General features: G+C 69.3%; 24 protein-coding genes and 1 pseudogene. 10 read left to right on the forward strand and 15 right to left on the reverse strand.

Annotated features, from left to right (window positions below; translation table 11 throughout):
• Positions 1–16 precede the first annotated feature (16 nt).
• The 4 genes from QMK34_RS08670 to QMK34_RS08685 form a co-directional block, all read right to left on the reverse strand.
• Positions 17–1,042, reverse strand: a complete 1,026-nt coding sequence (locus QMK34_RS08670; RefSeq protein WP_326413175.1) for a Ppx/GppA phosphatase family protein — start codon at positions 1,040–1,042, stop codon at positions 17–19.
• A 142-nt stretch (positions 1,043–1,184) separates the two neighbouring features.
• A complete protein-coding gene (locus QMK34_RS08675; protein WP_326413176.1) occupies positions 1,185–1,874 on the reverse strand; it encodes a response regulator transcription factor in 690 nt (229 codons plus the stop codon).
• Positions 1,871–3,127 (reverse strand): sensor histidine kinase, encoded by a 1,257-nt coding sequence (locus tag QMK34_RS08680; RefSeq protein ID WP_326413177.1) that lies wholly within the window; start codon positions 3,125–3,127, stop codon positions 1,871–1,873. Before QMK34_RS08680 ends, QMK34_RS08675 begins: the two co-directional genes overlap by 4 nt.
• 227 nt (positions 3,128–3,354) lie before the next feature.
• Positions 3,355–4,203, reverse strand: a complete 849-nt coding sequence (locus tag QMK34_RS08685) for an oxidoreductase (RefSeq protein ID WP_326413178.1) — start codon at positions 4,201–4,203, stop codon at positions 3,355–3,357.
• 82 nt (positions 4,204–4,285) lie between these two features.
• Here QMK34_RS08685 and QMK34_RS08690 point away from each other — a divergent pair, with 82 nt between their 5' ends.
• Together QMK34_RS08690 and QMK34_RS08695 are read left to right on the forward strand one after the other, a co-directional pair.
• Positions 4,286–4,921 (forward strand): DNA-binding response regulator, encoded by a 636-nt coding sequence (locus tag QMK34_RS08690; RefSeq protein WP_326413179.1) that lies wholly within the window; start codon positions 4,286–4,288, stop codon positions 4,919–4,921.
• Entirely contained in the window at positions 4,918–5,946 is a 1,029-nt protein-coding gene (locus QMK34_RS08695; protein ID WP_326413180.1) for a hypothetical protein, read from the forward strand. The genes QMK34_RS08690 and QMK34_RS08695 overlap by 4 nt, the downstream gene beginning before the upstream one ends.
• Positions 5,947–6,095: 149 nt before the next feature.
• Here QMK34_RS08695 and QMK34_RS08700 read toward each other — a convergent pair whose 3' ends face one another.
• From QMK34_RS08700 to QMK34_RS08730, 7 genes are all read right to left on the reverse strand, one after another.
• Positions 6,096–6,845: a phosphoglyceromutase gene (locus QMK34_RS08700; RefSeq protein ID WP_326413181.1), complete on the reverse strand. Its 750-nt coding sequence runs from the start codon at positions 6,843–6,845 to the stop codon at positions 6,096–6,098.
• 428 nt (positions 6,846–7,273) lie between these two features.
• Complete coding sequence (locus QMK34_RS08705; protein WP_326413182.1) at positions 7,274–8,203, reverse strand: DUF4349 domain-containing protein; 930 nt, start codon at positions 8,201–8,203, stop codon at positions 7,274–7,276.
• Between the two features lie 65 nt (positions 8,204–8,268).
• Positions 8,269–8,784, reverse strand: coding sequence for a YbjN domain-containing protein (locus QMK34_RS08710; protein WP_326413183.1), 516 nt, complete (start codon positions 8,782–8,784; stop codon positions 8,269–8,271).
• Entirely contained in the window at positions 8,781–10,034 is a 1,254-nt protein-coding gene (mshA, locus tag QMK34_RS08715; RefSeq protein ID WP_326413278.1) for a D-inositol-3-phosphate glycosyltransferase, read from the reverse strand. The genes QMK34_RS08710 and mshA overlap by 4 nt, the downstream gene beginning before the upstream one ends.
• A 73-nt stretch (positions 10,035–10,107) precedes the next feature.
• A complete protein-coding gene (locus tag QMK34_RS08720) occupies positions 10,108–10,929 on the reverse strand; it encodes an alpha/beta fold hydrolase (protein WP_326413184.1) in 822 nt (273 codons plus the stop codon).
• Positions 10,930–10,948: 19 nt separating this feature from the next.
• On the reverse strand, positions 10,949–12,133 hold the full coding sequence (locus QMK34_RS08725) for a L,D-transpeptidase (RefSeq protein WP_326413185.1): 1,185 nt from the start codon (positions 12,131–12,133) through the stop codon (positions 10,949–10,951).
• 262 nt (positions 12,134–12,395) lie between these two features.
• The gene (locus QMK34_RS08730; RefSeq protein ID WP_326413186.1) at positions 12,396–13,457 is read right to left on the reverse strand and encodes a UDP-N-acetylmuramate dehydrogenase; all 1,062 of its coding nucleotides are present in this window, start codon (positions 13,455–13,457) and stop codon (positions 12,396–12,398) included.
• A 25-nt stretch (positions 13,458–13,482) separates the two neighbouring features.
• On the opposite strand from QMK34_RS08730, the gene QMK34_RS08735 reads away from it, so the two are divergent.
• From QMK34_RS08735 to purU, 5 genes and pseudogenes are all read left to right on the forward strand, one after another.
• The gene (locus QMK34_RS08735) at positions 13,483–13,983 is read left to right on the forward strand and encodes a DUF2505 domain-containing protein (RefSeq protein ID WP_326413187.1); all 501 of its coding nucleotides are present in this window, start codon (positions 13,483–13,485) and stop codon (positions 13,981–13,983) included.
• Positions 13,962–14,771: a class I SAM-dependent methyltransferase gene (locus QMK34_RS08740; RefSeq protein ID WP_326413188.1), complete on the forward strand. Its 810-nt coding sequence runs from the start codon at positions 13,962–13,964 to the stop codon at positions 14,769–14,771. Before QMK34_RS08735 ends, QMK34_RS08740 begins: the two co-directional genes overlap by 22 nt.
• A 234-nt stretch (positions 14,772–15,005) precedes the next feature.
• Entirely contained in the window at positions 15,006–15,803 is a 798-nt protein-coding gene (locus QMK34_RS08745; RefSeq protein ID WP_326413189.1) for a DedA family protein, read from the forward strand.
• A pseudogene (locus QMK34_RS08750) lies at positions 15,706–16,308 on the forward strand (maleylpyruvate isomerase family mycothiol-dependent enzyme); the annotation flags it as partial. The gene QMK34_RS08745 and the pseudogene QMK34_RS08750, both read left to right, overlap by 98 nt.
• A 23-nt stretch (positions 16,309–16,331) precedes the next feature.
• Complete coding sequence (gene purU, locus QMK34_RS08755) at positions 16,332–17,207, forward strand: formyltetrahydrofolate deformylase (protein ID WP_326413190.1); 876 nt, start codon at positions 16,332–16,334, stop codon at positions 17,205–17,207.
• A 2-nt stretch (positions 17,208–17,209) separates the two neighbouring features.
• Here purU and QMK34_RS08760 read toward each other — a convergent pair whose 3' ends face one another.
• Positions 17,210–18,256, reverse strand: a complete 1,047-nt coding sequence (locus QMK34_RS08760; protein WP_326413191.1) for an NAD(P)-dependent alcohol dehydrogenase — start codon at positions 18,254–18,256, stop codon at positions 17,210–17,212.
• A gap of 121 nt (positions 18,257–18,377) precedes the next feature.
• Here QMK34_RS08760 and QMK34_RS08765 point away from each other — a divergent pair, with 121 nt between their 5' ends.
• On the forward strand, positions 18,378–18,977 hold the full coding sequence (locus tag QMK34_RS08765; protein WP_326413192.1) for a TetR/AcrR family transcriptional regulator: 600 nt from the start codon (positions 18,378–18,380) through the stop codon (positions 18,975–18,977).
• A 694-nt stretch (positions 18,978–19,671) separates the two neighbouring features.
• Here the strand turns inward: QMK34_RS08765 and QMK34_RS08770 are convergent.
• The 3 genes from QMK34_RS08770 to QMK34_RS08780 all read right to left on the reverse strand — a co-directional run bounded on the left by QMK34_RS08770 (position 19,672) and on the right by QMK34_RS08780 (position 22,449).
• Positions 19,672–20,673 carry an NADP-dependent oxidoreductase gene (locus QMK34_RS08770; protein WP_326413279.1) on the reverse strand — a complete coding sequence of 334 codons (1,002 nt, stop codon included), beginning with the start codon at positions 20,671–20,673 and terminating at the stop codon, positions 19,672–19,674.
• Between the two features lie 125 nt (positions 20,674–20,798).
• Complete coding sequence (locus QMK34_RS08775; protein WP_326413193.1) at positions 20,799–21,233, reverse strand: SRPBCC family protein; 435 nt, start codon at positions 21,231–21,233, stop codon at positions 20,799–20,801.
• Between the two features lie 289 nt (positions 21,234–21,522).
• Complete coding sequence (locus QMK34_RS08780) at positions 21,523–22,449, reverse strand: ABC transporter substrate-binding protein (protein ID WP_326413194.1); 927 nt, start codon at positions 22,447–22,449, stop codon at positions 21,523–21,525.
• Between the two features lie 135 nt (positions 22,450–22,584).
• On the opposite strand from QMK34_RS08780, the gene QMK34_RS08785 reads away from it, so the two are divergent.
• Both QMK34_RS08785 and QMK34_RS08790 read left to right on the forward strand, forming a co-directional pair.
• Positions 22,585–23,289 (forward strand): ABC transporter permease, encoded by a 705-nt coding sequence (locus tag QMK34_RS08785; RefSeq protein ID WP_326413195.1) that lies wholly within the window; start codon positions 22,585–22,587, stop codon positions 23,287–23,289.
• Positions 23,286–24,002, forward strand: coding sequence for an ABC transporter permease (locus QMK34_RS08790; protein ID WP_326413196.1), 717 nt, complete (start codon positions 23,286–23,288; stop codon positions 24,000–24,002). The genes QMK34_RS08785 and QMK34_RS08790 overlap by 4 nt, the downstream gene beginning before the upstream one ends.
• Positions 24,003–24,056: the final 54 nt, after the last annotated feature.

Here is a 24,056-nt window from a genome sequence, read left to right on the forward strand (position 1 = left end):
CATTTCCGTCACCCCTTCACCGTGCCCGTTGTCCTTCAGCGAAGTCCAGCCCGCTGCTGTCACCGGTCTCCTTGCGCGCCGAAGCGCCCCGGAGACCGCCACCAGTGTCGTCCGCACCATTCGAATGGTCCAGCCGCCGCAGGATCACACCCTCTCGCAGCGCCCAGGGGCAAATCTCGAGCTCCGTCAAAGAGAGGGCCCGCATGGTGGCCTGCGCCACCAGCGCTCCAGCGACCAGCTGATGGGACCGGCTCGAACTGACCCCTTCGAGATGCGCGAGCTCGTGCGCCGGCATCCGTGAAATGAAGGCGATGAGCTGGCGCAACGCGGTATCCGTCAGCGTCCGGCGCACCCACGGCCCGCTCGCCGAGGGCGCCGCGCCGGTCAGCCTGGCGAGCGAACGGAAGGTTTTCGAGGTCGCCACCACCCGATCGGGTTCACCCCATTTGGCGACTTTCTTGGTGAGCCCCGCGAGCTGCTCCTCGAGCCAAGCCGACGTCGCGACGAGCTCCGAGCGCGTGGGCGGGTCGTGCTGGAACCGGGTCCTGGTCGTCCGCCCGGCGCCCAGCGGCAGCGACTCGGCCAGTGACGGTTCCTCGTCCCGGCCCATCGCGACCTCCAGCGAGCCGCCGCCGATGTCGAGCACCAGCAGCTGCCCCGCCGACCAGCCGAACCACCGGCGCACCGCGAGGAACGTGAGCCGCGCCTCGTCGGGGCCGGTCAGCACCTTGAGCTCGACCCCGGTCTCCTCGGCTACCTTGGCCAGCACCTTCGCGGAGTTCTTGGCCTCACGCACCGCCGAGGTCGCGAACGCCATGACGTCCTCGCAGCCGAGCCGGATCGCCGCGGCCTTGGCCGATTCGACCGCCCTGACGAGCTCGTCGGCACCGGTCCGGCTGAGGTCGCCGGTCCGCGTGATCTGCTCGGCGAGACGCAGGACAGCCTTCTCCGAATGCATCGGTGTCGGGTGGGCGCCACGGTGGGCGTCGACCACGAGCAGATGCACGGTGTTGGAACCGACGTCGAGAACCCCAAGGCGCACGGGTGTCTACGGTACCCGGCTTCCGGCCAGGTCTCGAAATCGTAACCAAGACCACTGGTCAGGTCGGTGCCCGACTGTCCCTGAAGGCCACCTTCACGGCGTTTTACGCCGTGAAGGTGGCCTTCAGGGACCGTTGAACGGCTTACGTCTCGAACTTGTAGCCGAGGCCGCGGACCGTCACCAGGTGACGGGGCGAACCCGGGTCGGGCTCGATCTTCGAGCGCAGGCGCTTCACGTGGACGTCGAGGGTCTTGGTGTCGCCGACGTAGTCCGCGCCCCACACCCGGTCGATGAGCTGGCCACGCGTGAGCACCCGGCCGACGTTGCGGAGCAGGTATTCGAGCAGGTCGAACTCCTTGAGCGGGAGCGAGACCTCCTCGCCGTCGACGGTCACCACGTGCCGTTCGACGTCCATGCGGACCGGCCCGGCGGAGAGCACCAGCGGCGCCAGCTCGCCTTCGGAGCCCGGCTCACCGCCGCGCCGCAGGACCGCCCGGACGCGCGCGATCAGCTCACGGGCCGAGTACGGCTTGGTCACGTAGTCGTCGGCGCCGAGCTCGAGGCCCACGACCTTGTCGATCTCGCTGTCCCGCGCGGTCACCATGATCACCGGGACCGCGGACCGCTGACGCAGCTGCTTGCACACGTCGGTGCCGCTCATCCCGGGCAGCATGAGGTCGAGCAGGACGATGTCGGCGCCGTTGCGGTCGAACTCCTCCAGCGCCTTCTGCCCGGTTTCGGCCACGGCGGCGGTGAAGCCCTCCTTGCGGAGCAAGAAGGCGAGCGGGTCGGCGAACGACTCTTCGTCTTCGACGATCAGAACCCTCGTCACAGGTTTCCTCCATGATCTGGGCCGGTGACTTCCTGCCCGGTTGCCACGAGCCGGGGTGTCCGCTCGGGGGTCTTTTCCTGCCTGGATGCGGGCGGGAGCTGTTTGCCGGTGGCCGTCCTCGACGACTCGGCAGCCGGTTCGGGGCCGACGTGGGCGGGGATGCGGAGAGTGAACGTCGAGCCGGTGCCCTGTCGGCTCCAGAGCCCGACCGAACCACCGTGGTTGGCCGCGACGTGCTTGACGATCGCCAGGCCGAGCCCGGTGCCGCCGGTGGCCCGCGAGCGCGCCTTGTCCGCCCGGTAGAAGCGCTCGAAAACCCGTTGCTGCTCGTCCTCGGCGATGCCGATGCCGCGGTCGGTCACCGCGATCTCGACCTGGGAGTCGACCAGCCGCCTGCTGACCGACACCGGGCTGCCGGCCTGTGAGTACGCGATCGCGTTCTCCAGCAGGTTCGACAACGCCGTGACCAGCAAGGTCCGGTCGCCCTCCACGAGAAGACCGCTGGCGGCATCGGTGGTGACGCTGATCTCGGCGGACTCCGCCGAGAGGCTGGTGCGGCCGAGCGACTCACGGACCACCGCGTCGACCTCCACCACGTTGAGGTCGGGCAGCCGCTCGGCGCCCTGAAGCCGCGAAAGCGCGATCAGCTCGGTGACGAGCTGGCCGAGCCGGGTCGATTCGCGCAGGATCTTGCTGCCGAAGCGGCGGACCTCGTCGGTGTCCTCGGCGGCGTCGAGCACGGCCTCGGTGAGCAGCGCGATCGCGCCGACCGGGGTCTTGAGCTCGTGGCTGACGTTGGCGACGAAGTCGCGCCGGACCGCCTCGAGCCGGGCGGCCTCGGAGTGGTCGACCGCCTCGACCACGGTGAAGCCGTCCCCGAGGGGGCGGACCTCGCCGAGCACGGCCTCCGGCTGACGGCCCCTGGCCTCGAGTGGCGAGAGGTCGATCTCCATCGGTTCGTCGGTTTCGACGACCTGTTCGGCGGCTTTGCGGGCCCGTGGGTCCGCTTGGTTGACCCGCACCAGGCCGAGCTCGTAGGCGCGGGGGTTGTGCAGGAGCATGTCGCCGAACTTGTTGAGCACGACGACACCGTTGTTGGACGAGCGGACGAGCCGCTCCAGGAGCTCGGCGACGGTCGGTCCGGTCGGCCGCCGGTCCTCGCGGCGACGGCGTTTCCGGGCGACCAGTAGACCGAGGATCGCACCGAGCACGAACGTGCCGATGGCCAGTGCGAGTGAAGCAGGCGTGGTCACAGGGGAATCGTAAGCTCGGGGGTAGCCTGTTGGCCTAGTCCTGGATGCGTTCTCGTGACGGCCATGACACCTGCGGAGCGCATGTTTGCCCTGGTGTCAGGCCCTGTTCACGCCCCCGACGCCGTACCGAGACCTCCACCGAGTTCACCCACTTCCGCAACTCGTCGACGAATCGTGGTAGTTGAGTACTCAACAACCACAACGCGTCGACGAGTCGCGCAGCATGGTTACGCTGCGTCAAGGGTGACGAGGTCTTCGTCGCTCAAGGTGAGCGCCGCGGCGGCGACGTTTTCTTCGAGGTGCGCGGGGTCGCCGGTGCCGGGAATCGCGAGCACGTTCGGGCCCTGGTGGAGCGTCCACGCCAGCCGGACCTGCGACGGCGTCACGCCCAGCCGCCGGGCCACGGTCTCGACCCGCTGCTCGGCCTGCCCGCTCGCGATCGCGAAGAACGGCACGAACGCGATCCCCTGTTCGGCGCAGAGCCGGACGAGTTCGTCGTCCTCGCGCCGCGCGCTCAGCCCGTACTGGTTCTGCACGCAGACGACCGGCGCGATGGCCCGCGCCTCGGCGAGATGCGCGGGCGAGACGTTGGAGATCCCCAGCTCACGGATCAGCCCGGCCCCCCGCAGTTCGGCCAGTGCGCCGAACCGGTCGGCGATCGGGCCGGTCCCCCGCTCCAGTGCGTCGCCGATCCGCAGGTTGACCACGTCCAGGTGGTCGCGGCCGAGCTGACGCAGGTTCTCCTCGACCTGGCCGCGCAACTGCGCGGGGGTGGCCGCGGGCAACCAGTCACCGGACGCGTCGCGGCCCGGCCCGACCTTCGTGGTGATCACCAGGTCGTCCGGATAGGGCGCGAGCGCGGTGTTGATCAGCTCGTTGGCGGAGTGGGTCGCGGAGAAGTAGAACGCGGCGGTGTCGAGGTGGTTCACCCCGAGTTCGACGGCCCGGCGCAGCACCGCGATCGACCGGTCCCGGTCACCTGTCAGGCGCATGGCGCCGTAGCCGAGACGGTTGACGGTGAACGCGCCGAGCTGCCCGGTGCCTGCCGCCGCGGCGGCCAAAGTCTGTGAGGTCATGCCCCCAGCCTCGCGAAAGCGTCGCGAGGCCGCCCGTTTTGGCACGTTGCTGCCAACGCGGCTGTGCGCGGACACTGGGGTAGTGACACTCAGCGATGTGACGGTGGTGCGCGGCGACGAAGAGCTCTTCGCCCGCACGGCCCACCTGTTCGAATCCGCCACGGACATCGCCTGCGCGGCCGACAACCTGCACACCTGGGCCGTGTCGCGTCCGGCGCCACCACCCACCGGACCCGTCACGGACAAGCGCGTGCGGAAGATCTACCGGCCGGGCGTCCTGCTGAACCGGACGAGCGCCCTGGAACTGCGCACGATCCGCGCCGAGATCCGGATCACGACCCAGGAGATCAACGAGACGATCCTGCTCGACCGGCGGGTCGCCATCCTCGCCGGCGATCCCGGCACCGGCACGGCGGCCCGGACCTACACCGTGGTCAGCAAGCCGGAGCTGGTCCAAGGCATCTGCTCGCTGTTCGAGGCGGCCTGGCGCTCGGCCACCGACCTCGCCGGTTTCGACGCGCGGTTCGCGGAGCTCCGGCTGCAGGCGCCGCAGATCCTCGATTTGCTGTCCTCGGGGTGCACGGACGAGGCCGCTGCCAGGACACTGGGCGTCGGGTTGCGGACCTACCGGCGGCGAGTCGCCGAACTGATGTCCGCACTGGGCGCGTCTTCGCGGTTCCAAGCGGGCGCACGAGCACGAGAGGCCGGACTGCTGTGAGGCGGAAGCTGACGCTGGCCGTCGCGAGTGTCGCGCTGCTGGCGGGCTGCTGGCGGGCTGCTGGCGGGCTGCACGACGGTGGCGAACGGCGTGGCGAAGGTCCCGCAGGACGCGCCGCCGTCGAACCTCGCGGTGGTCGACGGCCCGGCACCGCCGCCGTGCTGGCCGGGGTGAAACAGGCGCTCGAAGCGGTGTTCAGCTACGACACCGCGAACCTCGGCGCGCTCGAAAAGGCCGAGACGTACTACCTGAACGAAGACGCGCGCAAGCAGGTCGAAGCCCTTTTCGGCGTGGTCAAGAACAGTACTGAGCAGCTCAAGATCAGCACCCGCGTGATCGACTCGGCGGCGGTTTCGCTCACCCGGCAGGGCGCGCGGGTGCTGGTGGCGCTCTCGCAGGCGAGCGCCAAGCCCGGCGGCACCACGACCAACGGCCTCGCCACCGTGCTCGTCACCGCGGCGCCCGAGGGGCAGCGCTGGCGGCTCAGCCAGATCGAGGCGAACCCGCACGCCTCGGCCGAACCCGCGCAGCCGCCAGGACCGTCCGGTCCGCAGGCGCTCGCGGCGACCAGGGACGCGGCCGTGGCGGGTGCGCGGAGGGTGATCTCGACCCTGCTCACCCTCGATCCGAAGGACGCCGAAGGCACCTACGCCCGCTACGAAACCGTCGTCGCCGAGCCGCTACTGAGTCAATACCAGCAGCTGAAGGCCACCTACCTCGGCCAGATGCGGGACACAGGGACCTCGTCCAAGGTCGATCCGGGCACGATCGCGGCCACCACGGAGGTCGACGTCACCGGGGGCAAGGTGAAGGTGCTGATCACGGTCACCGCGTCGGTCGCCGCACAGGGACAAAACACGAAGAAGAACTACACGCTCCGCATGGACCTGGTCCGCCAGGACTCCGGCTGGAAGGCCGTGTCCTTCGAGCAGGTGGTGATCCCGCCCACCTGTCGAGGGAAAGTCCCCTTGAGTCGCCACCCCAGGCTTGCCGTGTGCCCTGATGGGAGCCTTCACGGCGTTTAACGCTGTCATGGTGGCCTTCAGGGGCACGCATGAAACGGTCGTGCCCGAGGCTTCGAGCGGCGGCTGCTGCGACAGTTCTCAGACGCGTTCTGAGCATGACGAAGGGGACTCCCCGCACGGGAAGTCCCCTTCGAAAAGCCGGGAAGAGGTCAGCGGCCCTGGTTGGCGACCGCCGCGGCGGCTTCCTTGGCCGCGGCCGGGTCGAGGTACGTGCCACCGGGGGTGACCGGCTTGAGCTCGGCCGTGAGGTCGTACCGCAGCGGGATGCCGGTCGGGATGTTGAGCCCGGCGATGTCGGCGTCGGAGATCCCGTCGAGGTGCTTGACGAGCGCGCGCAGCGAGTTGCCGTGCGCGGCGACCAGGACGGTCTTGCCCGCGCGCAGGTCCGGCACGATCTCGGACTCCCAGTACGGCAGGAGCCGCTCGACGACGTCGGAGAGGCACTCGGTCAGCGGCGCGGCGTCGCCGAGGTCGGCGTAGCGCGCGTCCGCGGCCTGGCTGAACTTGTCGGCCGGGTCGATCGCGGGCGGCGGGGTGTCGTAGGAGCGGCGCCAGAGCATGAACTGCTCCTCGCCGAACTCCGCGAGGGTCTGCTTCTTGTCCTTGCCCTGTAGCGCGCCATAGTGCCGCTCGTTGAGCCGCCAGTCGCGCTTGACCGGGATCCAGTGCCGGTCGGCGGCGTCCAGCGCCAGATTCGCGGTCGAGATCGCGCGGCGCAGCAACGACGTGTGCACGACGTCCGGCAGCAGCCCGGCGTCGGACAGCAACTGCCCGCCCTTGCGCGCTTCGCCCTCGCCCTGAGCGGAAAGTGGCACGTCCACCCAGCCGGTGAACAGGTTTTCCGCGTTCCACGTGCTCTGCCCGTGACGCAGCAGCACCAACGTCCCAAGTTCGGCCATGCCCCAAGCCTGCCAGAACGGCCCGCGGCCCCTGAAACAGGCTCCAGCTGCTCTACCCAGAGTGTGTTACTTACGAGTAACACCTTCACTCGAATTGGAGACAGGTCGCCAATAAGGCCAAATATCCAGGCCCCGGACTCCGCTCTGTCATACTCGTTGCAAAATTTCACTCGAATGGGGTAACGAGTAGTCTTGTGATTACAGGTGGGTATCTGACAGGTTGGCTTAGTCCCGCGCAGCTGGATTCCACGCACTCCCCGGCTGCAGCGGACACTGCCGCGGCTCGTCTCCCCCCTGCCGAGCCGCGGACCCGCCGGCCCCGTTGACATCCCCCTCGTCACCGGGTCCATATCGGCGGGAACTTCAGCGGGGCGGCTCGAGATCGCGACTCCCCCCTCCCTCGAGCCGTCCCGCCTATAACGGCTGGTTCACTCCACCACCGCTTCCGGGCCTTCCGGCACCGCGGGCGCGAGCTGCCTGCGCCGCCGCAACGCCCACCACACCGCGTAGGCGGGCACGCCGAAGAGCGCCGCGAACGGCAACACCGCGCCGAGCACGGTCAGCAGGCCGCCGCCGAAGGCCAGGAAAGCGGCCCAGCCGTTGCCCAGCCCACCGAAGAAGCCGCCGCCGGAAACCTCGGGCGGCGCCGGAGTGGCGGGGGGCGCGGTCACCGTCATCGCGATGGTCGCCATCGAGACCGAGCCGGCGAGCGCGTTCCGGCGGCTCTGCAACGACTCGAGATCGGCTTCCCGCGTGGTCAGCTCGCTCTCGACCGACGCGACCTCGGACACCGAGTTCGCCTTCGCCAGCAACGCCCGCATCCGCTCGACGCTGGCGCGCTGGGTGGCGAGCCGGGAGTCGACGTCGACGACCTGCTCGGTGACGTCCTGTGTGGTCAGCTCACGAGTGGTGGGGGTGCCGAGCTTGGCCAGCTGATCCAGCGCGGAGTCCAGCCGCTCGGCGGGCACGGTCAGGCTGATGGTCGCCGTGGCGGGCACGACGTGCTCCTGCCCGGTGTAGCCACCGACGCCGACGGCGATGTCGTGCGCCCGCGAGACCGCGCCGCTCACGTCCGGTGCCGTCAGGTCCAGCCGCGCGCTGCGGGCCAGCTTGCGGTCGGTCACGCCCGGCTGCGCGGCCGGGACACCGGCGTTGGCGTCCGCGGGCTTCCCGGTCTGCCCCTGTCCCTGAGCGGGCCCCTGCGCGGTCTTGCCCGCGTTCGGCTGCTGCGCGGGCACGGCCTGGCCCGCGTAGCCCTCCGAGCTCGCCGACGGCGCGCCCTGGTTGCCGGAACACCCCGCCAGCACCAGCACCGCGGCCACCCCGGCCAGCGCCAGCGGTCTTCTCACTCTTGTCATCGTCCGTCTCCTCCCAGTCATGGCGGGAAGACGGACGGGAACTCACCCGGGTTGCAACAGGCGGGTCACGAGTCGGTCAAGGCTCCGGGCTCGTGCGCGTGCTCGGGGGCGACGAGGTGCTTGAACGCCTCCAGGTTCGCCAGCGACTCGCCGCGGGAGACGCGCCAGTCCCACTCGCGCTTGATGGAGCTCGCGAACCCGATCTCCAGCAGGGTGTTGAAATCCCCGTCCGCGGCTTCCAGGACCTGCCCGAGGATCTTGTCCAGCTCGGTCTCGGAAACCGTCCCGAGGCCGAACCGGCCGACGAGGTAGATATCACCGACGGTGTCCACTGTGTAGTGGACACCGTACAGCTTCGCGTTGCGGCGCAAGAGAAAACGGTAGACGTCCTCGTGGGCTTCGTCCGGGCGGCGGCAGACGAACGCCTCCACCACGAAGGCGTGGTCGCCGACGACGAGCCAGCAGTTCGTCTGCAGCTTCTTGGTTCCCGGCAGGGTGACGAAGTACTTGCCCTCGCCTTTCCTTTCGTACTTGAGTTCCGCGTTGTCCAAAGTGGACTTGATGGTCTCGTCGACCGTCACACCGCTACCTCCGAGCGCAGTTCGAGAGCACGCCGGAACGCGCTCGTCGCCTGAGCGTACGTGTCGAGCAGCAGGTCGGTGGTCCGGCGCCAGGAGAACCGCTGGGCGTGCAGCACGGCGTTGGCCGAGAGCTCCGCACGGCGCTCCGGGCGCAGCGCGATGCTGCACAGCGCGTCCGCCCACTCGTCCGCCTCGTGGTTGGGCACCAGCAGCCCGGACACCCCGTGCGGGACGGCCACCGGCAGCCCGCCGACCTCGGCCGCGACCACCGGCGTCCCGCAGGCCTGCGCCTCCAGGGCGACCAGGCCGAACGACTCGTTGTAACTGGGCACCGCGACCACGTCGGCGGCGCGGTAGACGTCGACCAGCGCCTGCCCCGGCTGCGGCGGCAGGAAGCGGGTCTGGCCATGGACGCCGAGTGAGACGGCCAGCTCCCGCAGCGCCTGCGGCTGGTCAAGACCGCTGCCCGACGGCCCGCCGACGATCATCACGACCAGGCGCTCCCGCAGTTCCGGGCGTTTGCGCAGGATCGCGGCGGCGGCGTGCAGAAGCACGTCCGGGGCTTTCAGCGGCTGGATCCGCCCGGCGAAGGCCAACACGAGCGCGTTCGCGGGCAGGCCGAGCGCTTCGCGGGCGCGCGGCTGCGAGCCAGGGGTGAACCGGGCGAGGTCGACGCCCGGCGGGACGGCGTGCACGGCGTGCGGCTCGGCGTCGTAGAGCTCGATGAGCTCGCGGGCCTCGACGGCGGTGTTCGCGACCAGGCAGTCGGCCTCGGCGACCACCTGCTCCTCGCCGATCACCCGCGTCCGCGGCTCCGGGGTGTCGCCATCGGCGAGCGCGGCGTTCTTGACCTTGGCCAGCGTGTGCGCGGTGTGCACCAGCGGCACTCCCCAGCGGTCGCGGGCCAGCCAGCCGACCTGGCCGGACAGCCAGTAGTGCGAATGGATGAGGTCGTAGTAGCCGGGCTCGTGGAACGCCTCGGCCCGCAGCACCCCGGAGGTGAACGCGCACAGCTGGGCGGGCAGCTCGTCGCGCCCCAGCGGCTCGAACGGGCCTGCCGGGATGTGCCGGACGAGCACGCCGGGCGCGAGCTCGGCGATCGGCGGCTGGTCGGACGAGGTGGCCCTGGTGAAGACCTCGACCTCAACCCCCCTTCGCGCCATCTCCATCGCCGTCTGGCTGACGTAGACGTTCATGCCGCCCGCGTCGCCGGTGCCCGGCTGCTCCAACGGGGAGGTGTGCACGGACATGACGGCCACCCGGCGTGGCACAGGGCTGATCCCGAACAGGGAGCTGGTCAAGCTGGTCACTACTCCTACGGTCCTACTTGCGCTGGTCCTCGGCGAACTGCCGGAGCGCGGCGTTGAACTCCCGCGCGGCCTCGACGAACGGCAGATGCCCCACTGCTGGGAACCAACGCAGAACCGCCCCCGGAATCTTCCCGGCCGCGTATTCTCCGGCACTCGGCTCGACCACCCGGTCCTCGGCACCGTGCAGGACCAGGGTCGGTATGTCGATGGCTTCGAGCACCTCCGCGCTGCCGAAGTCCCGCCTGAACAGGGCGGATCGGACCGCGGGCGGCACGGTGAGGCTCGCGCCGAGCAGGGCCTGGGCGAGCGCGCCGGGCACCGGGCCGGTGGCCATCGCGGCACTGAACTCGATCAGCGCGGGTATCGCGACCTGCGGATCGTCGGACAGCACGGCGGGCATCGCCGCGCGCATCGCGGAGCCCACCCGCCCGCCGGGGTGGTGGCGGCCGATCTCGGTGATCGCGCCGACGAGCACGATCCCGCCGAGGCGTGCGGAACCGTGCGAACGTAGTAGATCGGTGATCACCAGGCCGCCGTAGGACCAGCCGACGACGATCGCGTCCGGACCGGCGAAGTCGAGCACCGCGGCGAGGTCGTCCGCCCAGGCGACGGGGTCGTCGTACCCCTCGGCCGGGACGTCCGACGCGCCGTGCCCGCGCAGGTCCATCGCGACCAGGCGGAACCGCTCGGTCAGCGCGGGGTCGGCGAACTGCGCCGCCCAGACCTGCGAGGACTGCGCCCAGCCGTGCACGAACACGATCGGGCGCGAGTTCTCGGCGCCCTCGACCCGCAGGCCGATCCGGACGCCGCCGACGCCGACGATTTCAGTATTCACCGGCCCTATTTAACAGGCCCTATTTGGCGGCGGACAGGGTCTTCCAGGTCTTCCAGTCGTAGAGCCAGTCCTTGACGTCCGACTTGATCGGGCCGGGCAGGTTGGAACCGGTGATCTCGACGGGGTCGCCGACCAGCGCCGAGTCGTAGTAGCTCTTCGCGTCGGACTCGAGCAGGTTGACGCAGCCGTGCGAGTTGTTCGTCTTGCCGATCGCGGCGGCGTTGTCCTGGTTCTCGTGGATGAACTCGCCGTTGTTGGAGATCCGGCAGGCCCACTTCTTGTTGACGTTGGTGTAGCCGTAGCGCGCGTTGTCGAACCGGGCGGTGGCTTCCTTGCTCATCACGATGAAGGTGCCGTTCGGGGTGTTGCGGTCGGTCACCGAGTCGAGGCCGTTGCTGCACGGGTAGCTCTTGGCCTCGGCGCCACCGCGGTAGACCTTCATCGTGTGGTCCGGGGTGTTGATCTTGACGACCTGGTTACGGCCGATCTTGAACTTCGTGGTGACGTCGGCCTTGCCGTACACGCCGCCGCCGAGGTCGACGCCGTACAGCTTCGCTTCGACGCTGACCGTGATGTTGGCTGGCCAGTACTCCTTGGGCCGCCAGTCGACCTGGGTGTCGGAGAGCCAGCCCCAGGCGCCCTCGACGTCCTTGTCGGTCTTGACCTTCAGCGCCTTCTCGACGGTGGCGCGGTCCTTGACCGCGGACGCGAACTTGACGCTGATCGGCATCGCGACGCCGACCTGGGCGTTGTCGGCCGGGTTCAGCGTCGCCCGGACCTGCTTGGCCGGGTTGATCGTGGTGAAGGTGCCCTTGAGCTCGGCGACCTTGTTGTCGGCGCCGGTGGCCTTGGCCGCGTAGGTGTACGTCTTGCCATAGCCGAGCACCTCGGAGCTGGTCCAGGTGAGGCCGTCGGCGGCCAGGTCCCCCTTGACCTCCTTGTCGCCCTCACCGGTGACCTTGACCTCGGTCAGCTTGCCCTCCGCGACCTTGACCACGACCGGCGCCGAAACGGCGGCGTCCTTGGCGTCGACCGCGGGTTCGGCGGTGATCTTGGCGAGCGGCGGCTGTTCTGGCGTGCCCTGGCCGCCGTTGTCGCCGGAGCCCCCCTTGGGAGGCGCCGGCCCGTCGCTCGAACAAGCGGCGACGACCATGACTGCCCCTGCGGCCAGCGCGGCCTTGAAAACCATGCGCCGTTCGATCACCGTAAAACCTCCCGTAGCCCCCTCGCCGGCGTCTACCCCACGCAGTACCGGCGAACGCCTTGACGTTACCTCCGACCCGGATCTTCGTCCGGGTCCCCACTCCCGTAAGACGCCCCGGACCCTCCCCGGTTGCTCTCGATGCCGGTTTTGTCCCGGGCAACCCCTTGCCAGTGGGCTAGGTCACAGGAGGTGGGCGAGTGTCATGAAAGGGTCTTTCAGGGCAATTTCTGTCCTGAAAGACCCTTTCATGACACTCGGAAGCTCACAGCGCGCAGTTGATCAGGAGCGGCTCGGGCAGCAAGGTGACGCCGAAGCGCGCACGAACGCCGTCGCGGACCTCGCGAGCCAGCGTGAGCAGGTCTTCTGTCGACGCTTCGCCGCGGTTGGTGAGCGCGAGCGTGTGCTTGGTCGACAGCGACACGCGCCCGCCAGGGCCCGCGTGCCCCTTCGCGAACCCGGCGCGCTCGATCAGCCAGGCAGCGGACAGCTTGACGCCGCCGTCGGCCGGGTACCGCGGCACGCGGACGTCCGGGCCGACGACCTCGGTGAGCACGGCCAGCGCCGCCTCGAACTCCGCCGAGGGGACGATCGGGTTGGTGAAGAAGGAACCCGCGCTCCAGGTGTCGTGGTCGGCGGCGTCGAGCACCATGCCCTTACCCCGCCGCAGCCCGAGCACCGCCGCGCGCGCGTCGGCGGCGGGGACCCTCGCGCCGATTTCGACGTCGAGAACACGGGCGAGTTCGGCGTAGCGGATGGGAGTGGACAGGCCGTCCTCGGTCAGCGCGAAACGCACCGAGAGCACGACACCCGTCTCAGTGCCTTTGAGCACGCTCGTGCGGTAGGCGAAGCCGAGTTCGGCGGCGGTGAGGGTGCGGACCTCACGAGCGGCCCGGTCGTAGAGCTCGACCGACACGAGCGACTCGGCCACCTCACAGCCGTACGCGCCGACGTTCTGGATCGGCGTCGCGCCGACCGAGCCGGGGATGCCGGACAGGCATTCGAGCCCGCCGACGCCCGCTTCGACCAGGCCCGCGACGAACTCGTCCCAGTGCTGCCCGGCGGCGACGTCGACCTGCCCGCCGGTGCCCGTCCAGCCGGTGTTCGCGATCTTGACCAGGGTGCCGTCGAAGCCCGCGTCGGCGACGACGAGGTTCGACCCGCCGCCGAGCAGGAGCACCGGCTCGCCCGCGTCGTCGGCCGCACGGACCGCGGACACCAGGTCGTCGCTGGTCGTGGCGGTGACGAACCGGCGGGCCGGGCCGCCGAGCCGCAGCGTGGTGTGCGCGGCGATGCGGAGCTGGGTGGGAGTTTCGGCTGTGCTCACGCCTGCGAACGGTACTGTCCGGGCCATGGCATCCCGTATCGAGCACCGCGCTGAGTTCTCCGCCGACGTCGCCACCGTACTGGCGGCCGTGTCCGGCGAGACGGCGTTGCGTGCTCGTCTGGAGCAGCTCGGCGGGCACGCCGCCAAGCTGCTCGAACACGTTCCCGCCGACGACGGCGTGCAGTACAAGCTGCAGCAGGGCATCAGCGCGGACAGGCTGCCGCAGGCGGTGCGCACCCTCCACAAGGGTGACCTGATCGTGGAGCGCGAGCAGATCTGGAAGGCGTCCGGCACGGAGTACATCGGTGTCGCGACGGCCGTGGTCAACGGCGTCCCCGGCGAGATCACCTCGAAGACGAAGCTGAGCGAAGAGGGCGGCCAGACCGTGCTGCGCACCAGCGGCGAGGTGAAGGTGCGGATCCCGCTGTTCGGCGCGAAACTGGAGAGCGTGATCGCCGAACAGGTGACGAAACTGCTGGAGCGCGAAGCCGAATTCACCGCGAAGTGGCTGGCCGAGCACGCCTGAGACCGGGCGCGCTCGTCGGCGCCCCGACCCGGGGCACCACGAACCCGAACCGCCTGCGCCGCGTCGACCGCTGGCTGGCGAGCGCGCCCGAGCCGTCTTCGCTGCTACGCCGTGCTGACGACCCTCTCGTCGTCGACCTCGGCTACGGCGCTTCGCCGGTGACGACGGTGGAGCTGGCGCGACGGCTTCGCGCCGTCCGGCCCGACGTCCGCGTGCTGGGCCTGGAACTCGACGCCGACCGCGTGGCCGTGGCGCGCGCCGCGGCCGACCCGCCGTGGCTGGACTTCCGCCGGGGCGGATTCGAGCTCGCCGGGACCCGGCCGGTGCTGGTCCGCGCGTTCAACGTGCTGCGGCAGTACGACGAGAGCGAGGTCGCCGGAGCCTGGGAGCTCATGCTCGACCGGATGGCGCCGGGCGGCCTGCTCGTGGAAGGCACCTGCGACGAGATCGGCAGGCTGTGCACCTGGGTCGACGTCGACGCGGACGGACCCCGCTCACTGACGCTGTCGTGCAAGCTGTCAACCCTCGAACGACCGTCCACTGTGGCCGAACGCCTACCCAAGATCCTCATCCACCGCAACATTCCCGGCGAACGCGTCCACGAACTACTGTCCCTTTTGGACACCTGCTGGGCGACGGCGGCCCCGCACCAGGCATTCGGCCCGCGAGCCCGCTGGGTGCACGCCGTGCACCTGCTGACCGGCCGCGCCTGGCCGGTGCTCAACCGCCCCGCCCGCTGGCGCCTCGGCGAACTCACGGTCCCCTGGTCCAGCGTCGCCCCGAACTGACTACCGTTCGCGTGCGAGTGTGGAACTCAGCCACCTGAGTGTGGGACTCGCGCGCCTGAGTGTGGGACTCGCAGACGGGCGCGCGAACCGCCCGGCGAGTCCCACACTGGGTACGCCGAGTTCCACATTCGCGGGCCCGAGTTGCGCGTCGGAGGCCGTGCCGGGCGTGAGGTGTTCACCGGGGCAACGCCGATGCGTCACCTGGTGGCGACCTGGGGTGATCACGATAGGCGGGTGGAACTGCTGGCACACGTCACCGAGCTGCTTCGCGGCTCGCTGGACTCACCCTGGCTGTGGGTGATCGTCTTCGCCGTCTCCGGGCTGGACGCGCTGCTTCCGTTCATGCCCAGCGAGACCACCGTGATCCTGGTGGCCGTCCTGTTCGGCGCCGACCCGGCGCGGCTCGGCCTGCTCGCGCTGGTCGCGGCGACGGGCGCGTGGGCGGGCGACTGCCTGGGCTACGCGGTCGGGCACGCGGCCGGTGGCCGGGCCCTTGCCTGGTTGCGGCGGGGACCGAGCGGTCGTAAGCAGCACGCGTGGGCACACACGCAAGTGCAGCGGCACGCCGGACTGCTGATCATCGCCGCGCGTTATCTGCCGGGTGGACGGGTGGCCAGCGCGCTCGCCAACGGCAGCCTTGGGTATCCGTTCCGCCGGTTCGCTCCACTCGACGCCGCGGGCGCCACGCTGTGGGCCGTCTACAGCGTCCTGATCGGCTTCACGGGTGGAGCGACCTTCGCCGACGAGCCGGAGAAGGGGCTACTGCTGTCTCTCGCGCTGGGGCTGGGGCTCGTCGGTTTCATCGAGTTCGGCAGACGTCTGCGGGCGCGGACGCTACGGTCGAGCGGTGGAACACGCACTGTTCGTCGAGGCGATCGACAGCCACGCCGACCGGCTGAAAGCGTCGGTGCTGCGAGCGGGCCCGGCCGCACCGGTACCGAACTGTCCGAAATGGACGGTGAAGGAGCTGGTGGCACACCTGGCGATGGTGCTGTCGTTCGCGGTGACCAAGATTGCCGATCCGGCGCGTGACCCGCAGCCCGGTCCCGCGGACTGGGCGGATCTGCTCGGGTGGTTGGACGGCCAGCGGATGGCCCTGCGTGAGACGCTGAACCGGCCACCGGAGACACCAGCGTGGTTCCCGTTCGCGGCCGGCGCGACCCTCGGCACGTGGGCCCGCCGGATGGCGCACGAGACCGCGATCCACCGGCTCGACGCCGAATCCGCGCTGGGCCACGACGAGACGGTCTTCTCGCCGGAGTTCGCCGCAGACGGCGCGGACGAGTACCTCGGCACGCTGGTCCCGGCCAGGACCACCTGGACCGCGGCGCCCGCCACGATCCAGGTCCGGACCATCGACACCGGCCACGACTGGACGCTTCGCTGCTCAAGCGAGGGCATCCAGGCACACGAAGGCGTCCCGCAGGTGACACTGACCGGCTCGGCGAACGACGTCTATCGCGCGCTCTGGGGCCGTCCGAACGACGCCGAGGTCACCGGCGACCGCGCGCTCCTGGAGCCCCTCTCCGCGCCGTGACCAGCACCGGAGAGAATAACCGGGTGCCCACGCCTGAACGTCGCTACACGATCACCTTCGGCTGCCCCGACCGCACCGGCATCATCGCCCGGATCTCCGGGTTCCTCGCCGAGCACGGCGGCTGGATCGTCGAAGCGGCCTACCACACAGATCCGGACACCGGCTGGTTCTTCACCCGCCAGGTCGTCCGCGCGGACTCGCTGCCCTTCGGCACCGACGAGCTCCGCGAGCGATTCGGCGAAGTCGCGAAGTCGTTGTCGGCCGAGTCGAACTGGCGGGTCGGCGACAGCGGCGAACGCGACCGGGTGGTGATCCTGGTGTCGAAGGCCGGGCACTGCCTGTACGACCTCCTCGGGCGGGTGGCCGCCGGGGAGCTGGACGTCGACGTGTCGGCGGTGATCGGGAACCACGCGTCGCTGGGCGACATCACCCGCGCGCACGGCATCCCGTTCCACCACGTGCCGTTCCCGGCGGGCGACGCCGATGGCAAGGCGCAAGCGTTTGCGCAGGTACGGAAACTGGTCGAGGAGCACGGCCCGCACGCGGTGGTGCTGGCCAGGTTCATGCAGGTGCTACCCGCGGACCTCTGCCGAGACTGGGCGGGCCGGGCGATCAACATCCACCACAGCTTCCTGCCCTCGTTCGTCGGCGCGAGGCCGTACCACCAGGCGCACGCCCGCGGGGTGAAGCTCGTCGGCGCGACCTGCCACTACGTGACCGCGGACCTCGACGCGGGCCCGATCATCGAGCAGGACGTCATCCGCGTCGACCACGGCGACTCCGTCGAGGACATGGTCCGCAAAGGACGCGACATCGAGAAGGTGACGCTGGCCAAGGGCCTGCGCTGGCATCTCGAAAGCCGCGTCCTCGTGCACGGGAACCGCACGGTCGTCTTCTAGGACTACTGGCCGATGGTCGCGGTGTCGATGACGAACCGGTAGCGCACGTCGCTGTTCTCGACGCGGTCGTACGCCTCGTTCACCTTGTCCGCGGGAATGACCTCGATCTCGGCGCCGATCTTGTGCTCGGCGCAGAAGGCCAGCATCTCCTGGGTCTCCGCGATCCCGCCGATCGAGGAGCCCGCCAGCACCTTGTTGCCGCCGATGAGCGAGAACGCGTTGTAGGCCAGCGGTTCCCCGGGCGCGCCGACGTTCACCATCGCGCCGCCGACGCGCAGCATCGACAGGTACGAGTCGATCGGGAGCTTGGCCGACACGGTGTTGAGGATCACGTCGAACGTGGCGCGAAGCTCCTTGAAAGTGTTTTCGTCGCTCGTCGCGTAGTAGTGCTTCGCACCGAGACGCAGGCCGTCTTCCTGCTTCTTGAGGCTCTGGCTCAGCACGGTCACTTCCGCGCCCATCGCGGCCGCGATCTTGACGGCCAGGTGGCCGAGGCCACCGAGGCCGACCACCGCGACCTTCTTGCCGGGACCGGCGCCCCAGTGGTGCAGCGGCGAGTAGGTGGTGATGCCCGCGCACAGCAGCGGCGCGGCGACGTCGAGGCCGATCCCTTCCGGGATCTTGCAGACGAACGCGTCCTTGACGACGACCTGCTGGCTATAGCCACCGTAGGTGTTCTCGCCGTCGAAGCCGACGCCGTTGTAGGTCTGGACGTTGCCCTTGACACAGAACTGCTCGGTACCGGCCTCGCAGTATTCGCACTCGCCGCAGGAGTCGACCATGCAGCCGACGCCGACCCGGTCGCCGACCTGGTACTTCGTCACCCCGTCGCCGACCGCGGAAACCACGCCAGCGATCTCGTGACCGGGGACCATCGGGAAGATGGCGCTGCCCCAGTCCTCTTTGGCCTGGTGGAGGTCGCTGTGGCAGATCCCGGCGAACGCGATGTCGATCCGGACGTCGTCGCCGCGGAGCTCACGACGGTCGATAGTGGTCCGCTCCAGCGGAGCTCCCGGACTGGGTGCGGCGATCGCGTGGGTCTTGGTCATGAAATCCTCCATTGACGTCCCGACCCCTGCCGGGACGCTCATACATCGCTGTTTCCGCATGCACCAGCTACAGTAAGAGGGGTCTTACATTGACGCAAACCGAGCGGGTGTGATTTGACTTATGCCCAGCAAGTACCACCACGGCGAGCTGCGGACCGTGCTGGTGTCCACCTCGCTGGACCTCATCGCCGAGCAGGGCCTCAAGGGGTTCTCGGTCGCCGAGGTGGCCAGGCGGGCGGCGGTCAGCCCGGCCGCGCCGTACCGGCACTTCCCCGACCGCGAGAGCCTGCTGGCCGCGGTCGCCTGCCGGGTCGCGCTGCAGCTCGCGGAGCACGTCGAGGCCTCGACCGCGGCCCAGGACGACCCGGCGGGCAAGCTGGCCGCGGCCGCCGGTGCCTATACGGCGTATGTGATGGACCGTCGCGCCGGGCTGCACGTGGTCTTCGCCGCGGGGCTCGACAACCCGAAGTACGTCGAGCTGCACGAACACAGCCGGAAGCTGATGGACCACTTCCTGGTGCTCGCGTTCGCCGTCGCGCCCGACCCGCAGACCGCGCTGGAACTGATGGAACAGCTCCTCGCGCAGGCACACGGCTATGCGACGTTCCAGCTGGACGGCGTGTTCGCCCAGCACGGGTACAGCACCGAACTGGTGGTGCGGAAGTCCGTCGAGTCGGCCAGGATCGTCATTCGCGGACACCTCGCCCCAAGCGGACCTTAGGGTTACCTTATCCACAGGGCAACGCTGCCTGAACCACCCCCACCCAACTCACCCCTTACACCCAGCTCCCAACCCCAGCCCCAACGCTTGAGGCCCAGCCACAGCGTCTCCGCGAGCTCCGCGAGCGGAGACTTCACCGCCGCGCGCCCTCTTTCAGGGCCGCCAGGCCCTCCCAACTCGCGACGGTAGGTCGCCCCCCTTTCACGCAAAGTCGCACTTACGCTGGGAGTCGGGGCGGCCTGGCGGCGCGAGTTTGTGAGCGCGCTGGCCAAAAACACAGGCTTCTAACCGTGTCTCAGGACGTGACCGACGTTTTGGGGGTACGTCACCGACTTTGGTCGCGTCCAAAGGTGCGGCTAGGAGACTGCTGAATAACAGCGTTCGGATGATTGATCAAATATGAAAGCGCTGGTCAGGCGACTTCAATTGATCTTCAGATCGACTTATTCAGCGGTCTCCTAGAAGCCTGTGTTTATTGGCCAGCGCGCTCACATAATCGCGCCGCCACCCCGGCCCTGGTTCCAGCGTAAGTGCGGTTCTCGAATACGGGGCCGGGGTGCCGTCGCGATTCTGGACGGCCTGGCGGCCGTGAAAGAGGGCGCGCGGCGGTGAAGTCTCCGCTCGCGGAGCTCGCGGAGACGCTGCTGCTGGGTCTCAAGCGTTGGGGCTGTGGTTGGGGCGCAAGATGATCAAATCAGGTGATGCGGACCAGCATTTTGCCGGTGTTGGCGCCGTTGAGGAGGCCGAGGAATGCCTCGGGGGCGTTGCGGATGCCCTCGACTATCGTCTCTTCGTACTTGAGTTGACCGGAGGCGACCAGCGGGGCGACCTCGGCCACGAACTGCTTCTGCAGGCCGAAGTGGTCGAGCACGAGCACGCCGCGCATGGTGAACCGCTTCGCGATGATCTGCACGAGGTTGCGCGGGGCCGGGGTCGGCTCGGTGGCGTTGTACTGCGAGATCATCCCGCAGATCGCCATCCGGCCGTGCAGGTTGATGGAGTCGATGGCCGCTTCGAGGTGCTCGCCGCCGACGTTGTCGAAGTAGACGTCGATACCCTCGGGCGCGGCGGCGCGCAGCTGCTCGGCGACCGGGCCGTCCTTGTAGTTGAACGCGGCGTCGAAGCCGAGGTCCTCCACGAGGTGGCGGACCTTCTCCGCGGAGCCCGCGCTGCCGATGACGCGCTTGGCGCCCTTGAGCTTCGCGAGCTGGCCGACGACCGAGCCCACCGCGCCGGCCGCGCCGGACACGAAGACCGTGTCGCCCTCCTTGAACTCCGCGGTCTCGAGGAGACCGGAGTAGGCGGTGAGGCCGGGCATGCCGAGCACGCCGAGGTACGTGGTCAGCGGGGCGGCGTTCGCGTCCACCTTGACGGCGTGCTTCGCGTCGACGACGGCGTGGGTGCGCCAGCCGAGCTGGTGCAGCACGTGGTCGCCGGGCTTGAAGGCGTCCACAGTGGACTCGACGACCTCGCCGACGGCACCGCCGGACATGACCTCACCGACCGCGAAGGGCGGCGCGTAGGACTTGGTGTCGCGCATGCGGCCGCGCATGGCCGGGTCGACGCTCATCACCAGGTTGCGCACCAGGATCTGGCCCTCGGCCGGGGCCGGGACCTCGGTGTCCACGACGGCGAAGTCGGCCATCGTGGGGAAGCCGTCCGGGCGTGAGGCGAGCCGGATCTCAGTCGCCTGAATCGGTGCGTTCACCGTTGAACTCCAGTCTGTGTGGCGGTACTCAAGCGGGGCGATCGCCCCGCATCCTCCCGATCCAACCAGCTAACCGGGGCGCGCATTCCGATTGATCGCGGATGTGGCGAGTGCTACACGATCTCCGCGAGCTTGCCAAGGACACCGTCGTAGATCTTCTTGAGCCCACCCGGCGCGAAGGTCTTTTCGAAGAAGCCGCCGACGCCGCCCGCGCCGTCCCAGCTGGTCTCGATGCGCACGACACTGCGCTCCCCGGCTTCGGTGACCGTCCAGGTCGTCACCATGCTGGAGTTCGCATCGGTCTCGACGACGGTGCCCGGCCGGGGCTCGGTGACCGTCGCGGCGACGTCGCGCACCCGCTTGGACGTGGCCTGCAGCTTCCAGCCCGCCTTGGTGCCCGCGCCGACGCCCCCGGCGGTGACCTCGTAGTCGCGGTAGTGCTCGGTGAGCAGCTTGGGCCGGGTTTCGGCGTAGTCCGCGACGAGCGCGCGCACCTTCTCGGCAGGCGCCTCGATCGTCCGTTCCGCCGTGGCGGTGACCTTCGCCATCTCACTCCTCGTGTCGCCGGGTGTCCGTCCTGGTCACCCTTGCACACCTGGTCACCAACGCCATGAACGGACCGTTCATGGCGTTTTTCGCCATAGACGGTCCGTTCATGTCACTCGGGACGGGACTAGGGCGTGTTTGGTAATTCTGTTCGATGGGCTTCGTGATTCAGGTGGTTCCTGGCGGTGCGGGGCGCCGACCCTCGTACCGGGTCGTACTCGGGTCGTGCGCCCCGTGCCGCCAGGGGCCGCCTGGGCGCGAAGACCGCGAACTTGACTTGCCAGACACGCCCTAGAGGCCCTGCTTCGACAGCCAGTCCTTCGCCACGTCGGCGGCGGGCTCACCGTCGGCGTCGACGCGCTTGTTCAGGTCGCGCATGACCTCGGTGGTGAGCTTCGCGCTGACCGCGTTGATCGCGGCGGCGAAGTCCGCGCCGCGCTCGTCGAGGACCTTCTTGTTGACCGCGGGCACGACGTTCTCCGTGGGCACGATGGCCAGGTCGTCCTTCAGTGCGACGTAACCGGGGTCGCCGACGAGCGGGCTCACCGAGTCGACCGGGATCACCGTGACGGCGCCGGACTTGAGCTGCTCGACGCGCGGACCCGCCGCCTGGACGGCCTGGAACGTCGCGTTCAGCTTGTAGACGTCCTTGAAGCCGAGGAAGCAGGGAAGCCGCTTCTCGCACTCCGGCGGACCGGCGACGATGACCTTGTCCAGCTTCTTGAGGTCGCTGATCGAGGTCAGGCCCTTCTCCTTCGCCAGGTCGGCCTTGACGATGTAGGTGTTCTTGTCCTCCGCGGGCGCGTAGTTCAGCAGGCCGACGCCGGACGGCTCGAACAGCTTCGCCAGCTGCTCGTGCTCGGCGGCGGCGTCCTTGCCCGCGTCCTTGCCCGCGTCCTTGCCGAAGCCGGTGGTGATGGCCGCGCCCTGGTACTCGGGGACGAACTGGAGCTCGCCCGACTTGAGCGCGGGGTAGATCAGCTCGCGGGAACCCAGGTTCAGCTTGCGGGTCACCGGGTAGCCCTTGGCCTCCAGCGCGTGGGCGTACACCTCGGCGAGGATCTGGCTGTCGGTGAAGTTGAAGGAGGCGACGACGATCGGCGCGCCGCCCTTGCTCTGCGCGGCCGGCTGATCGCTGCTGCCACCTCCGCAGGCGGTCAAACCGAGCGCGGCGGCGGCGAGCACCGCGACCACTCGAACATTCCGTGTCCAGCGCACGTGCACACTCCTCTTAGCTCGAACAGAGGAATGAACAGTATCTCCGGGTAACGACAGAATCCACGTATTGGGACGAAGACCCCTCTTGGTTCCAACTGACGGAACTGAAAGCCGTCAAAGGGGTACGGTCGTTCGGTGCAAGCGTCCTTCGCCACACCGTTCGTCACCCAGGGTGGCGACAGGCCACTCTTCGAATGGCGCTGGGTCGAGCGCAACTCCGACGCCATCGCGCAGCGGCTCGGCGAGCATCTCGCACTCACCGCCACGGCACTCGCCATCGGCCTGGTCGTGTCGATCGGGCTCGCCATCGTCTCGCTGCGGCACCGCAGGTTCTACGCGGTGACGATCGGCACCACGGGCGCGCTCTACGTCATCCCGAGCCTGGCCGCGTTCGCGCTGCTGGTGCCGTTCTTCGGGGTGGGCTCGTTCCTGTCCGCGGTGATCCCGCTGGCGACGTACACCCTGCTGATCCTCGTCCGCAACATCGTGACCGGTGTGGACCAGGTGCCGCGCGACGTCCGCGAAGCGGCGATCGGCATGGGCTTCACCCGGTCGAAGCTGCTGTGGCAGGTCGAGCTGCCGCTCGCGCTGCCGGTGGTGATCGCCGGGCTGCGGGTCGCCGCGGTGACCACGATCGGGCTGGTGACCGTGACCTCGCTGCTGGGCAAGGGCGGGCTCGGCTACTTCATCCTCATCGGCATCCAGGCGCCGATCCCCTACCCGTCCCCGATCATCGCGGGGATCGTGCTTTCGGTGGTGCTCGCGGTGGCCGTGGACCTGGTGCTGTGGCTCAGTGAACGCGTACTCGCGCCCTGGGCGCGGAAGGCGGCGGTCCGATGAGCATCTTCGACCAGGCGGGCGACTGGTTCGCCGAGCCGAACCGCTGGAGCTGGACCGACCACGCCGGGATCCCGTACCGGACGGTCGAGCACCTGACGTTCTCCCTGCTGTCACTGGCCGTCGCCGCGGTGCTGACCATCCCGCTCGCGCTCTGGCTCGCGCACTACCGGCGGGCGCCGCTGCTCGCCACGAGCACGGTGAACATCGGGCGCGCGATCCCGAGCTTCGGGCTGATCATCCTGTTCTGGTTCCTGGCCAGCCGCTGGGGCCTGAACACGGACTTCTGGCCGTTGCTGGCGGCGCTGGTCGCGCTCGGACTGCCGCCACTGTTCTCGAACACCTACGCGGGCGTGGTGTCGACGAAACAGGACACAGTGGACGCCGCCCGTGGCACGGGCTACCGCGAGTGGCAGATCATGCTGCGCATCGAGCTGCCGCTGGCACTGCCGGTGATCCTGGCCGGCGCGCGCGTGGCGTTCCTCCAGCTGGTCGCGACGGTCGGCATCGGCGCGGTGGTCAACGACGGCGGTGGCCTCGGCCGCTACATCGTCGACGGCTTCGCCCAGGGCGTCGCGGGCAACGGCGAAATCCTCGGCGGCGCCGTCGTGGTGATCGTGCTCGCCTTGCTGTGCGAAGGCGCCTTCTCGCTCCTCACGCGCTGGGCCACTCCCCGCGGCGTCGCGCTCGAAACGGCCGCTCGCGCCGACGCCTGACCTGACGCCGAGAAGTCCCTGAAGGCCACCATGAGGGCGTCTAAGTCCCTCATG

The organism is Amycolatopsis sp. H20-H5, from assembly GCF_035828755.1.
In the GTDB taxonomy this organism is placed as follows: Bacteria; Actinomycetota; Actinomycetes; order Mycobacteriales; family Pseudonocardiaceae; genus Amycolatopsis.